The organism is Arachnia rubra (assembly GCF_019973735.1).
Lineage (GTDB): Bacteria > Actinomycetota > Actinomycetes > Propionibacteriales > Propionibacteriaceae > Arachnia > Arachnia rubra.
The window spans coordinates 306,260-319,172 of the sequence record NZ_AP024463.1; the positions used below are offsets into that span (position 1 = coordinate 306,260).

General features: G+C 61.6%; 11 protein-coding genes. 7 read left to right on the forward strand and 4 right to left on the reverse strand.

What is annotated here, in order from left to right:
• Positions 1–60: 60 nt before the first annotated feature.
• The 4 genes from SK1NUM_RS01285 to SK1NUM_RS01300 all read right to left on the reverse strand — a co-directional run bounded on the left by SK1NUM_RS01285 (position 61) and on the right by SK1NUM_RS01300 (position 6,721).
• Complete coding sequence (locus tag SK1NUM_RS01285; protein WP_212324334.1) at positions 61–2,175, reverse strand: peptidase domain-containing ABC transporter; 2,115 nt, start codon at positions 2,173–2,175, stop codon at positions 61–63.
• A complete protein-coding gene (locus tag SK1NUM_RS01290; RefSeq protein ID WP_317988069.1) occupies positions 2,172–4,952 on the reverse strand; it encodes a type 2 lanthipeptide synthetase LanM family protein in 2,781 nt (926 codons plus the stop codon). Before SK1NUM_RS01290 ends, SK1NUM_RS01285 begins: the two co-directional genes overlap by 4 nt.
• 434 nt (positions 4,953–5,386) lie before the next feature.
• Positions 5,387–5,542 carry a lacticin 481 family lantibiotic gene (locus tag SK1NUM_RS01295; RefSeq protein WP_212324339.1) on the reverse strand — a complete coding sequence of 52 codons (156 nt, stop codon included), beginning with the start codon at positions 5,540–5,542 and terminating at the stop codon, positions 5,387–5,389.
• A 435-nt stretch (positions 5,543–5,977) separates the two neighbouring features.
• On the reverse strand, positions 5,978–6,721 hold the full coding sequence (locus SK1NUM_RS01300; protein ID WP_212324346.1) for a GntR family transcriptional regulator: 744 nt from the start codon (positions 6,719–6,721) through the stop codon (positions 5,978–5,980).
• 181 nt (positions 6,722–6,902) lie between these two features.
• Between SK1NUM_RS01300 and iolC the strand changes: the two genes are divergently transcribed.
• The 7 genes from iolC to SK1NUM_RS01335 all read left to right on the forward strand — a co-directional run bounded on the left by iolC (position 6,903) and on the right by SK1NUM_RS01335 (position 12,842).
• Entirely contained in the window at positions 6,903–7,880 is a 978-nt protein-coding gene (iolC, locus tag SK1NUM_RS01305; RefSeq protein ID WP_212324348.1) for a 5-dehydro-2-deoxygluconokinase, read from the forward strand.
• 10 nt (positions 7,881–7,890) lie between these two features.
• Entirely contained in the window at positions 7,891–8,766 is an 876-nt protein-coding gene (iolB, locus tag SK1NUM_RS01310) for a 5-deoxy-glucuronate isomerase (protein ID WP_212324350.1), read from the forward strand.
• Positions 8,767–8,775: 9 nt separating this feature from the next.
• Positions 8,776–10,662, forward strand: coding sequence for a 3D-(3,5/4)-trihydroxycyclohexane-1,2-dione acylhydrolase (decyclizing) (gene iolD / locus SK1NUM_RS01315; protein WP_212324352.1), 1,887 nt, complete (start codon positions 8,776–8,778; stop codon positions 10,660–10,662).
• 505 nt (positions 10,663–11,167) lie between these two features.
• Positions 11,168–11,512, forward strand: coding sequence for a helix-turn-helix domain-containing protein (locus SK1NUM_RS15370; protein ID WP_223927711.1), 345 nt, complete (start codon positions 11,168–11,170; stop codon positions 11,510–11,512).
• A 57-nt stretch (positions 11,513–11,569) separates the two neighbouring features.
• Positions 11,570–11,926, forward strand: coding sequence for a transposase family protein (locus SK1NUM_RS01325; RefSeq protein WP_212324356.1), 357 nt, complete (start codon positions 11,570–11,572; stop codon positions 11,924–11,926).
• A 92-nt stretch (positions 11,927–12,018) separates the two neighbouring features.
• Positions 12,019–12,447: a hypothetical protein gene (locus tag SK1NUM_RS01330; protein WP_223927713.1), complete on the forward strand. Its 429-nt coding sequence runs from the start codon at positions 12,019–12,021 to the stop codon at positions 12,445–12,447.
• A gap of 29 nt (positions 12,448–12,476) precedes the next feature.
• On the forward strand, positions 12,477–12,842 hold the full coding sequence (locus tag SK1NUM_RS01335; RefSeq protein WP_212324358.1) for a hypothetical protein: 366 nt from the start codon (positions 12,477–12,479) through the stop codon (positions 12,840–12,842).
• Positions 12,843–12,913 lie beyond the last annotated feature (71 nt).

Genomic DNA, 12,913 nt, shown 5'->3' on the forward strand with positions numbered 1-12,913 from the left:
AAAGGCCCAGTGGACGGAATCCCACTGGGCCTAAGCGGTGTTCACTACGGCTTTTGCTGGCTACTCCAGCGCGCGCCGTGGTACGGCTCCTCTGGGGGCCTCGACTGGCGACTGCGGCCAGCAGGGAAGACCCCGGCCTGTCGCGGGCAGCACGTCAAAGGTCTCTCGATCGACCATGACCCACGCCGTGTCGCAGTAGTCCACCAGAGCTGGGTCGTGGCTGACCATGATCATCGTGACCCCCCGGTACCGCTCGCCCCGGACCACATGCTGGTAGAAGTGACGCCGGTTGTCCTCGTCCAGGCTGCTGACGGCCTCGTCCAGGAACAGGAATTCGCGTCCCCGCACCAGCGCCCGGGCCAGCAGGAGCCGCTGGGCCTGACCGGTGGAGAAGTTGCGGCCGCCAGCCTGGACACGCGAGGAGAGCTTCGCCGGCAGGGCGTCGATGGTCTCGTAGAGATTGACATCCTGGAGCACTTGGAACAGTTCTGCGTCGTCGATCTCCCGGTCGTGCTCAAGAAGCAAGTTCTCCCGCACCGTTCCCTCTACCAGGGTCATCTTGGGGAACAGCACCCCGGTGCTGTCGCGGAAATTGGCGTCTCCGACCCTCAGAGTTCCCGAAAAGTCGTTCAACCCCAGCAGGACATACAGGAGGCTGGATTTCCCGGCCCCGGAAGGACCGAACACGGCCACCTTCTCCCCAGGGGCGACCTGGAGATCGATGCCATTGCACACCATCGCCTGCCCGGGGTAACCGAACGCCAGTGAGGTGGCCTCGATCGCGCCTGGCACACCGGCCGGCTCCAGCGTTCCGAAGCTCGGGGCGGCGTGGAATAGATCGGCCTGCTTGTCCTGGTAGACCGCGACGTTGGCGATCTGCTGCACCACTCCCTGCGCCTCGGAGACAGCAGCCGTGAACAGGGCCATCCCGGTCTGGAACAGGACGATGTCGGCGATGGCCACGTGCTCTGCTGCTGCCAGCCACAGTCCGACTGCGACCACGAGCACCAGCATGATGGTGGTGTAGCCCGATTGGACGCCCCCCGTCAGCGTGCTCCATCGGATGACTCGCTTGTATTCGTCGTTCACCCTCCGGTTCAGCATTGTCCAGCGATCCTGGTGATAGTCCTCCGTTCCCGTGGCCTTGACCGCATCGATGTTGTTGAGGGTGGCCTGGGTCTCACTGCTCATCTCCACCTGTGCCTGGACCTGGGTCTGGCTCGCCTCCATCTGCCTGCTGGTCAGGAACAGCGTCAGGGCGAAATAGGCCGTCGAGCCAACGACCAGCAGGGTCGCAAGCGGTGGTGAGACCAGGATGAGGTAGGTCAGGGTGAGCAGCAGTGAGAGCACCGACAGTACTGATGGCAGGATCGTCATGACGAGAGAGTTCTTCAGGACGAACCTGAGATTCAGCTTCTCGGTGAGGGCTCCGACTGACTGTCCGGCGAAATAGGACAGGCGCTGGGAGAACAACCCCGAGAAGAGACGGTGGGTGTAGCGCTTCTCGAAATGGTCGGAGCCGCGCTGAAGCCCCAGAGAACGGATCGCGAAAGAGGCTCCTGTCAGTCCCGCTGCCAGCACGAGGCCGAGCAATACCACCGAGGGTTGCGGGGGGCCGAGGTCAAAGAGCTGACGCGTCCCTGCGGTGACGCCGAGAGTCACCAGCTGCGCCAAGATGACGCTGGCCGCCAGAAGGAATGCAGCTCCTCCAGGGATCAGCGCCCGCAGAGGTTGGGCGCTCTCGTCGCGTTGTGGGGATCGCCGGGTGAACTCCCTGGTGGGTGTCAGAAGAACCAGGACGTCGCTGAACAGCCTCCAGAAGTCTTCATAGTGGAGCCTCAGCCTCCCCATTGCGGGATCGACCACGCTCACGTGCCGTCGGCCGAATCGTTCAATGACCACGAAGTGACGCCCCTCCCAATGGGCGATCACGGGGCCTCGGAGACGACGTAGCTGATCCTCGGGCATACGCTCCCGGTCGACCTTACGGGCGCTCATCGCCAGCCCATACTCGGAGTTCAGCCTGCGCAAATACCCGAGGCTCAGGCCGTCTGGGGGAAGCGGCTGCCAGCCGCGCAGGTCGCCCGGGGAGACCCGAACCCTGAAGTGACTGAGGATCATGGCATAGCAGGCAAGCAGGCAGTCCTGCTCACTCTGCTGGAGCACGACTTTCATGATGCCGCTCCTATGCGTCCGAGATCCGGTAGGAGGGGGCCCACGCCCCCGTGAGGACTGCGCAGCATGCGCTGGGCGAGGAGCAGCCCGCCAGGCCCAGTCATGATGCCGAAGTCCCGGACATCGTGGTCCCCCCACAGCCATGGGCAACGCGAGAGAGTCGCCCCGGCGCGGATCACGAGGTCCTCGGCATGGGCCCGCCACTGGGGCTTGCCGAGCTGTTTGCCAGCCAGGTCGAGCACCAGCGCGCCTCCGGAGATCCCGTGGCAGAGGCTCGGGGAGCCGGATTTCGCGAGGTCCCGGGCCAAGAGCCTCGCGGCTTCATCCAGCTCTTGGCGGATGCGGACAATTTCGTCTGGGCTTATCACGGTGCTCAGGAACGGATTGTCTCGGATGGTCTTCAGCCACATGATGCGAGCCAGAGCGATGCCGGCCAGCCCATGGCACCAGTGGGTGGAGATGTTCTCGTCGGGGGAGCGGGCATCCCGCCACCCCTCGGCCAGCTTGAAGGTGTTCTCGAATTCCCAGGCACCGCGCCAGGACTCAACCAACTCCACCTCTTCGGTCATGGCGGCGGCGATCAGCACGCCAGTGCCCATGCCGCCCGAGTCATGGGCGAAGCTAGCATTGCGGGAGAGCGGACACACATCCTTGGAGTCCCAGCCCTTGTGGGCGGCGAGCCGTAGCCGGTGTCCCAGCTCTCTGCACAGAGCGCGGGTTCGGGAATCCTGGTGGTGGCGTAGCGCGATGATCATCCCGGCCGCACCTTCCATCACGTCTAGGCGACAGTCGTGGGCGGCCATCCCCAGGGTATCGAGGAGATGCCCATAACCCTGGCTAATCCAGGGCGCACTCAGCTCGAAGGCGTCCCTGAGACGTTCGGCTGCGGCAAGTTGACTTGCAGGACCTTGGTAGTAACTCTGGACTGCTGAGGCATCCTCCAACAGAGAGTGACTTTCGTGTCTGAGAGTGTTGAGCAGGTGTTGTGCCAACAGCTGCCATCTGGGGTTTGTCTTCCGTGTGGTCACTAGGAGCTCTGCAACTCCGGCAAGGCCGCGGTATACCCCTCCGATCAGAGGCTGAACCGTCAACTGGTCACGCTCATCGATCGCGAGTACTGGCCAGTTGACGCTGCCGTCTATCCCAGTGACAGCCTGCGCGCGTAGGGCGCTGAAATGTGTGTTCTCGAACTCCTCGAAGGAACCAGCTCCTGGTTTCGCCAGGCCACCGCCAAGGGGGAGCACAATCTGCTCCGGACTCCTAAACGCCGTACGGATCAGGGATACCTGGTGATCGATGCTCTCTGAGGTGAAACTGTTGATCTTGGCGAGGGTGTTCTCGAGGGGCGCTTCATCCAGCTTTCCAGTCGGCTGTCCCCAGGGGTCTCGAATTATCCTCTCGCTGGCCGCTGCCCAGAAGTGAGGGACCGCCCAGCGCCGTAACTGGGCCTCTTCCGAGGCCACCATGGTGTCAGCCAGGCCGGCCGCATTCTCACGCAGCATGGCCATGATGCGCTCTGGGTTGTTGTTGCCACTGACCCGCGACAGGCCCGCCAGCACGACGGCGTAGTCATTGGTCATGCGTGCGATCACCCGCACATGGATGCTGTTCGCGTGCTGATGGAGCAGGGCAAGCAGGCTCTCCCTATGGTTGATTGCCGTGCGTAACACCGTGGCAAATCCCTCAACAATGTCGTCAACGTATTTTGCCGGTGGCACAGGGGTGCCCTCTAAAATAGGGCGATTGTTCTCAGGTGTGACCTCGGAGACCACATGGACGTATCGCATATCGGAGCGGCCCTGCCTGTCCAGGACCCGGCGTTTAACCCGCAGCCCGTCCGCAGCCAATCCGCTGACATCGCCCCCGAGTTCCTGAAGACAGGACCCCAGAGGAATCAGGCCGGTGGCAGCCGGAGACTGGGTGGTCTGCCGCAGCGTGGCGGCGCCGGCTTCGTTCTGGTCTGGGACGGAGCGGGGAAAAACACTCATGATGGTCTCGAGATCCACCGGCACCGGCTGGGTAGCCGTAGCGATGATGTTCTCGTGGTGCAGGTCGGTGATGTTCACCAGATATGACAACCCCAGAAGGTGGCCTGCCCGGTGGTAGTAGCGGCTGGCCTCAGAGGTATCAGCGAGCGGCTGGTGGTGTACGGGAGCCACCCAGGTATGGTCTCCACAGTCAGCCACCTCAGGGAACTTCAAGCCCAGCCAGAGACCAGGTTCCGTATGCTTTGCCATCCAGTCAGCCAAGGCTGAGACGAAGAGCTCATTGCCGGCGGGGCGTGGTTTATAGTAAACAGTGCCGCTGGATGTCACCACCTCACACACCACACCCTGGGGGTGGATATCGCCCAATGGCTTAATGGAGATCACACGAGGGCGAGCGTCAAGATGGTGTGCTTTCAAGAGTTGGGAGAGCGGGGTGGCATCCTCTGTGACACGTCGCAGGACCGTTTCGAAAGTCGCTCTCAGGGAAGTTCCTGCCTCCAGCCAACGGCGCCAGTGATCGGGGAATCGTTCTCGCAGTTCAAACAGGATTCCCGTTACATTATCGGAGAACTCCTCGTATTGTACCTCAGGGGTGGTCCCGGAGAACCTATCCTGGAGACGGTGTTCATTGAGAAGATACACGAGAGGTGTCTCCAGAATGCGGAATGCGTAGGCATCTAAAGCGCCTTTGGGCGCGAGGTTTAGGATATGCTGCGAAAGTGCATCGCCGAGTGCCTGCTCGATAATCATGGGGAAAGGCATTGTCGGTGCTGATTGCATCTGCGTCATGGCGGTCTCCAATGAGAGAATCTGAATACTGTTTCATAGAGGTGGATTTGGGCGAGAGGGTTGGTGGTTCTTTTGGTGGTTCGTATAACTAGATTAGGATGTAGTGTTTTAATGAGGGCTATTCACAGTCGCAGCCAACCTGCTTTGACAAGGAGTTTTACTGTTTATCAGCCGTCCTATGAATAAGCTTCAATGCTTGATATTTTCTAGGAGGGTCATTCAGCAAACGGCTTTGTCTCTACATGGAGGCTTATTCACAGCCGCAGCTAACCTCCTCTGACAAGGAGTTTTACTGTTTATCAGCCACCCCATGAATAAGCCTCATGGCTCCTTGCGAACCTAGGGATGCTGGGGAGTCGGGTGAGTTGCTGAATAAGTTTTCAGGATATAGGTGGCCGGGGAATAACCATATTCCCCGGCCTATCCTTGGTGTTTCAGCAGCAGCCGAAGAACCACTGCCAAGAGTTCATGTGGCATTCGTGGGTGACGGTGGGGACGACGCCTCGGCCGGCTCCGAGGAGTTCTTCGATTTCGGTGTCGGTCATCTCGGCGAGGTTGTCGATGATCTCGTCGTTGTACTTCTTCTCCATGATGCTTGCCTTTCTTGGTTGGTTCCGTTGTCGGATCTAATTTTCTTTTCTTCTTCTGTTGTGCTTCCTGCGCGCTGAAGTTGTTACCAATCTAAACACCGATCTGGGGTCATGCAATAGCCTTAACCTGCCTTTGGGCGAATGAGGACTGGTGAACTGGCTAATGGTGGATTATTCCTCTTGGCTATTGTTTTCAAAGGCGTTGTCGATGAGGAATCCCAGTGTTTCTTGTGCCGTTGGAAGATTTTCCAGCCACTGGGTGCCGATTCGGGTATCAGGGCTTGTCAGCGTTCAGCTGTGCGCGGCTTGACGGGGACGTCTTCTGGGCGGGGGAGCGTGCCGTCTGCAGGAAGGCTTCTGGGAAGAAAGTCCATCCTGCGCATGGGTAGAGGGGAGGGAACGGCTAGTGGTGTCCCCAGGGCGAGCCTCGCTGCGTCAGGATGTGAACAGGGAGAAGTGGAAGGAGTACAGCGACGGGCGGTAGACGTGCTGGCCCACTTCGATGACTCGGCCGTCGGTGGCGTAGCCGGTGCGGTTCATGGTCAGGAGCGGCGCGCCTTCGGTCTCGCCCAGTTCCTGTGCCTCTTTCGCGGTCGCTTCGCGGGCGCCGATCACCTGGCGGGCGGATGTGACCTCTACTTTGCGGGCGGACAGGCAGCGGTAGAGGCCGTTCTCGCCGAGCTCCTGCCATGTGGGCGCGATGTCCAGGGGGATGAGGTTGGTCAGCAGTGCTAGGGGGTGGTTGTCCGCGTAGCGGAGCCGGCGTACCGCCAGTAGGCCTTCGCCTTGGGGGATGTCGAGCTGTTCTGCCTCGTCCTGGGTTGACTCGCGCATTTCGTAGGAGAGCACCTTCGTGGAGGGTGCGAAGCCGGCCTCCGCCAGGTCGTCGTTCAGTGACGACAGCTTCATGGGGCGGTGGACGTGCGGTGGGGTGACCCGTGTCCCGACGCCGCGGCGGCGCGTCAGCAGCCCCCGCGACGCCAGCTCCTGCAGTGCCCGGCGGGCAGTGGGACGGGCGACGTCTAGGCGGATCGCCATCGAGACCTCGTCCTCGATCATTGCGCCGGCGGGCAGCGCACCGGACAGTATCGCCGCCTCGATCGGCTTGGCGATCTGCTGGTATAGGGGGACCTGGGAGTCGCGATCCAGGGTGATCTCTGGTTCATAGGTCGGTTCCATGGTGCGATCCTCGGGCCGGGCAGTGGGTACCTGTCTGTGTGACTTCGATGGCTTGGAAGCGATCATACAAGTTTGCGACACCGCTTGGCATAAGGATTGTGGATAATGTCCTGACATAGGTTGACTGGGGCTGGAGGTGCAGGCAGACTGTGAGCAGCCCCCCATTCAAGGAGTCATCGCCGTGGATGAGCCGGTACTCGATGTCTGCACCATCGGTAGGTGCGGCGTCGACCTGTACCCGCTGGAGATGAACACCCCGCTGGAGGACGTCACCCGGTTTGGTAAGTTTCTCGGCGGCTCGTCGGCCAATGTCGCGGTCTCGGTCGCCCGCCTGGGACACTCCGTCGCCTGCGCCACGGGGGTGGGTGACGATCCCTTCGGGCGTTTCGTCCGCTCCGAGCTGGCCCGGCTCGGCGTCGATGCCACGCACGTCGTGGTGAATCCCGAGTTCAACACCCCGGTCACCTTCTGCGAGGTCTTCCCGCCCGACAACTTCCCGCTGTTCTTCTACCGCCAGCCCACCACCCCCGACCTGGAGATCGGCATCGGCGACCTGCCCCGCGACGCCGCCACCGCGCGCATCCTGTGGCTGACCGTCAGCGGCCTGTCGGCGGAGCCGTCGCGCAGCGCGCACTTCGAGGCCCTGCGCCGCCGCGACGGCGGCGTCACCGTCCTCGACCTCGACTACCGGCCGCGGTTCTGGAGCAGCGAGCAGGAGGCGACGACGCAGGTGCAGCGGGCCCTTGAACACGTCGATGTGGCCATCGGCAACCTGGAGGAGTGCCGGATCGCAGCCGGCAGCACCGACCCGGACGCAGCCGCCCTCGCCCTCCTGGAACGCGGGGTGAGGATCGCGATCGTCAAGCAGGGAATGATGGGCACCCTGGCCCGCACCGCGACGGAGCGGGTCTACGTTCCCGTCACGAATGTCCAGGTCCGCAACGGGCTCGGCGCAGGCGACGGGTTCGGGGGAGCGGTGTGCCACGGCCTGCTGCAGGGCTGGGACCTGGCCGAGACCGTCGCGTTCGCCTCGGCGGCCGGCGCCCTCGTCGCGTCACGGCTCGAATGCTCCACCGCCATGCCGCGCATCGACGAGGTGGAGCGCCTGATGGCAGCCAATCCGCAGGTTGTCCCGGTCGTCAGCCGCGTCCGGGACTGAGGAGGAGAATATGGACAACGAAACCCACGTGATCAAGGCGGGCAGCACCGCCCACGGCCAGTTCGAGACCGACGTCAGCATCGAACGGGCCGGCTGGGAGTGGAGCTCCATCCGGGTGCTGGCGCTGCCCGCCGGCGGGTCGCAGGAGGTGACTTCGGGCATCTCCGAGCTGCTGGTGCTGCCCCTGGCCGGCGGGTGCGTCGTCGAGGTGGATGGCCAGGTCCACGCGCTGGATGGACGCGAGGAGGTGTGGACCGGCATCACCGACTACCTCTACATCCCCCGCGGGAAGACCTTCACCGTCCGCAGCGAGGCCGGGGGCCGGTTCGCGCTGCCCGCCGCGAAGGCCACCCGCGACCTGCCGGTCAGGTACTGCCCCGTCACGGAGGTCGTCACGACGCTGCGGGGCGCGGGCCCGTGCTCGCGACAGGTCAACAACTACGCGCTTGGCAATCAGGTGGAGACCTCCCACCTGCTGGCCTGCGAGGTCCTCACGCCCGGCGGCAACTGGTCCAGCTACCCGCCCCATAAGCACGACGAGCACACTGAGGTGGAGCGCGTCCTGGAGGAGATCTATTACTACGAGGTGCGGCCTGGGCGGGATGGGTCGCCGGGGATGGCGTTGCAGCGCATCTACCCGTCGGGTCACCAGATCGACGTCTGCGCCGAGGTGCATTCCCGTGACGTCGTGACGATGCCGCACGGCTACCACGGCCCGTCGGTGGCGGCCCCCGGCTACGACCTCTACTACCTCAACGTGATGGCCGGGCCCGCCGAGGACTCCACCTGGCTGATGACCGACGACCCCGCCTACACCTGGATCCGCGATACCTGGCCTGACCAGCAGGTCGATCCCCGGCTCCCGATGACCCCCCTCAACAGTTAAGGAAAACCCGTGTCTACAGTGCGTCTCACCGTCGGGCAGGCAATCATCCGCTTTCTCGTCAACCAGTACAGCGAACGCGACGGCGTCGAGCAGCGCCTCATCGCGGGCGCCTTCGGCATCTTCGGCCATGGCAACGTCGCGGGCATCGGGCAGGCCCTGCTGCAGAACGAGGTGGATCCGGAGCCCGACGGCGGCCGGATGCGCTACATCATGCCCCGCAACGAGCAGGGCATGGTGCACGCGGCCGCAGCCTACGCCAAGACCACGAACCGGCTCAGCACCTGGATGTGCACCTCGTCGATCGGCCCCGGGTCGCTGAACATGGTCACTGGCGCGGCCCTGGCGACGACGAACCGGCTGCCGGTGCTGCTGTTCCCCTCCGACCAGTTCGCCACCCGGTGGCCCGACCCGGTGCTGCAGCAGGTCGAGGATCCGGTCTCGCCGATGACCGCCGCCACCGACTGCTTCCGTCCCGTCTCCCGGTTCTTCGACCGCATCGAGCGTCCCGAGCAGCTCATCCCGTCGCTGCTGGCGGGCCTGCGGGTCCTGACCGACCCCGCCGACACGGGGGCCGTGACCATCGCCCTGCCGCAGGACGTGCAGGCCGAGTCCTTCGACTTCCCGGAGGAGTTCTTCGCGCGACGCATCTGGCATGTGCGCCGCCCACCGGCCGAGCCCGCCGCCATCGCCCGGGCCGCCGGGATCATCCGCGACGCCAAGAAGCCCCTCATCGTCTCCGGCGGTGGCGTGATCTACGCGGCGGCCGCTGAGCAGCTGCGCGCCCTGGCGGATGCCACGGGGATTCCCGTCTCGGACACCCAGGCCGGCAAGGGAGCCATCAACCACGACCATCCCGCGGCGGTCGGCGGCGTCGGGTCGACGGGGGCCGCGTCGGCGAACGCCCTGGCCGACGAGGCCGACGTCGTGATCGGTATCGGGACGCGCTACTCGGACTTCACCACCGCGTCGCACACCCAGTTCAAGAATCCTGACGTCAAGTTCGTCAACCTCAACGTGGCGGCTTTTGATGCGGCCAAGCACAGCGCGGAGATGGTGGTCGGCGACGCCCGCGAGTCGCTGGAGGCGCTGACTACGGCCCTCAGCGGCTACCACGTCAGCGACGAGTACGCGGCACGCATCGCGGAGCTAAAGGCCTGCTGGGCAGGTAAGACCCAGGAGTGCTACCACCGCGACCAGACGCCGCTGCCCGCCCAGACGGAAGTGTTCGGCGCACTCAACGAGCTGATGGGCCCGGCGGACGTTGTCATCAATGCCGCCGGCTCCATGCCGGGCGACCTCCAGTGCCTGTGGCAGGCCTCCACGCCGGAGCAGTACCACGTCGAGTACGCCTTCTCCTGCATGGGCTACGAGATTCCGGCGGCGCTGGGCGTGAAGCTCGCGCGGCCCGACGCCGAGGTGGTCTCCATCGTCGGCGACGGCACCTACCAGATGCTGCCGATGGAGCTGGCGACCATCGTCCAGGAGAAGGTCAAGGTGATCTTCGTGCTGCTGCAGAACTACGGCTTCGCGTCGATCGGCGCGCTGTCGGAGTCGCATGGGTCGCAGCGGTTCGGCACCCGGTACCGCAGCGGCGAGACCCCGCACAACGCCGACGGAGACCTGCTGCCCGTCGACATCGCCGCCAACGCGGAGTCGTGGGGCATCAAGGTGCTGCGCGTCCACGGCATGGACGAGTTCCGCAGGGCCTACGCGGAGGCGGTGGCGTCTGATGGCCCGGTGATGATTCATATCGAGACTGATCTGTATGGTCCGAATCCGCCTGGTTCGAGTTGGTGGGATGTGCCGGTGTCGGAGGTTTCTCGTTTGGAGTCCACGCAGCAGGCCCGCCTCTGGTATGAGGGCAAGAAGGCTGATCAGCGTCACTATCTGCGCTGAGCTGACTCAGCTCATCCGTTCAATCCGCAGCGGGCCGCTCCACCGGGGGCGGCCCGCTGTCTTGTCATGACAGCTAAGTTGATGGCTTGCCTACCGAACGGACTGTTACTGTCATTTCAGTGGGTGCTCGAGCCGTACTAGAGAACGACGACCAGCCGGGGCACGCCGATCTGACAAGGGAAAATGAAACCCGCTTACGAAACTCTCGATCTGCCTGAGATTCTTTGTTAGACTCAACTGATCAGTTTTGGGAAGACTGTTGAGGAAGGTTGTTGTGGAAAACTCAACAAAACTCGCGAGACGGATCGGGGGATGGCTTGTCTTAAGCGGCGACTATCGTCCCAGGCCGGGGGAGACTCAACCATTGTGGTACAAGGAGGCTTATTCATGGGGTTTGTTGACACGCACTGGAGGACGTAAGGGACGGCTTGCTCTTTGAGATAATTGGGTGTGAAAACAAAAATCAAGAACAAGCCGTCAGTCGGGAATGCTAGCACGAAACTCGATGCCAGTGAAGTCCTTGACCTGTGCGCAGGCATCCACACCCACACCAAAGGCCAGCTACCTGCTGGCTGGATCAAGAGCCCTCGGTCTCTTCACGAGTATTCGCCTCATACTTTTAACGTTACGTCACAATCTCACCCAAGAACTGCTCGCGGAGCTGTTTGAGATTTCTCAATCCACGGTCAGTAGGATTATCAACGCCTACGTCCCACTCATCGCCGAGACCCTTCGGTCTCGGGTTCCTGCCGTGGAAGACCTTGATCCGGCCCAGCAGCTGAACCTTCGACGGCACAGTCTCCTAGCTGTGCTGGTCCTGGCGGCAGCATCCAGAGCTGTACTCGGGTAAACACCACACCACCGGAGTCACCATCTAGGTGGCCTGCACCCAGGAGGGAAGGGTTGCATGGGTTTCACAACCTTTCCCAGACAAGCACCCTATGACCTCACAGCAGTGAAAGACTCCCGATTCCTCGACGTCATTGATCACGTAGTTCATATCGGTGATAAAGGCCACACTCCGGCGCCGGGATTGATTACCCCGATCAAGAAACCCGTCGACCGCGAATTACACGATAGCGAAAAGGAGTTCAATAAAAAGATCAACACTATCCGCTACATCATAGAACAAACTCATTGCGCAATTGAAAACCTGGCGCATCCTCCACACCGACTACCGCCGCCCTTACACAACCTTCGCAACCACCATCAACGCCATCCTCGGAATCATATTCACCTACACCCCATGAATAAGCCTCAATGAATCTCTTTCTAAGAGCATCGCGATCTACGCAGACATCTGTTCATTCTAAATGGCGTATATGGCTATGGGGATCCGCGTTAGCCATCGGGATCGTGCAGATAATTAAGTATCCGGCAATGTTCCATTTTGTTCTCGCAAATCGAGAGCATGGGCCTGACATGTCTGATCTTCCTGCTGGGATGGCGGAGAAAGCATTGGAAGTCGGGACCGGCCTTGGACTCACGGTGAGCTGGGTAATTGGAGTACTAGCCCTCGTGTTGGTTCGTAGATTTGCTATCGCAAGGTCTGGTGCGAAAGGCCGACTCTTTCCTGGCTGGCTTATGGGTCCAGTGTTAATCGGTTTGACGTTTCCTGATCTGTTGACTGCCGTAACTGGGGAGGTAAATCTTGTAACAAAACCACTCTTTTGTGTCGCCTATATCCCACTCATGGGTGTCGCCGTCTGGCTTTCTGCCCGGCCCAGAAACAAGATACTTCGAATTGTAGATGTAGGGCTGGTACTTCTGCTACCTTTTGTTTGAGTGGATCTCTTGAGAGGAGAGCTATCTTCATGTTCAAAACGATGTTCCGTCCAATCGTGACTGTTATACTACTGGTTTTGCTGGTACCCACTGTGGCCATTGGTAGCGAGATCTCAGGCAGGCTTGATGAAGTGAAAACCGTTGGAGGGTTAGCTGTTGCTGTCTTAGTCTGTTTATTATTAGTTGTACTTTTGATTCTCGGCGGAGGTCATCCTAAACTTGCCATGGCTTTCTTGGGTGGAGGAGGCGTGATGGTAGCTGCTGTTGCCTGGTTATTCCCTGGATGGTATCAGATGCTGTTATTTTTGGGAATGGCATTCATGTTCGGACTTTGCGTCTGGGCCGGAATCACAGTTACTGAAATGACAACCGATGAGAGTAAGTCTCATTTCTGAAAAGGGAAGGCCTTGGAGGGCCGCAGCCGAGTTATTTCTGGTGAGGCTACTGACCCGTATGGCTCTTAGGG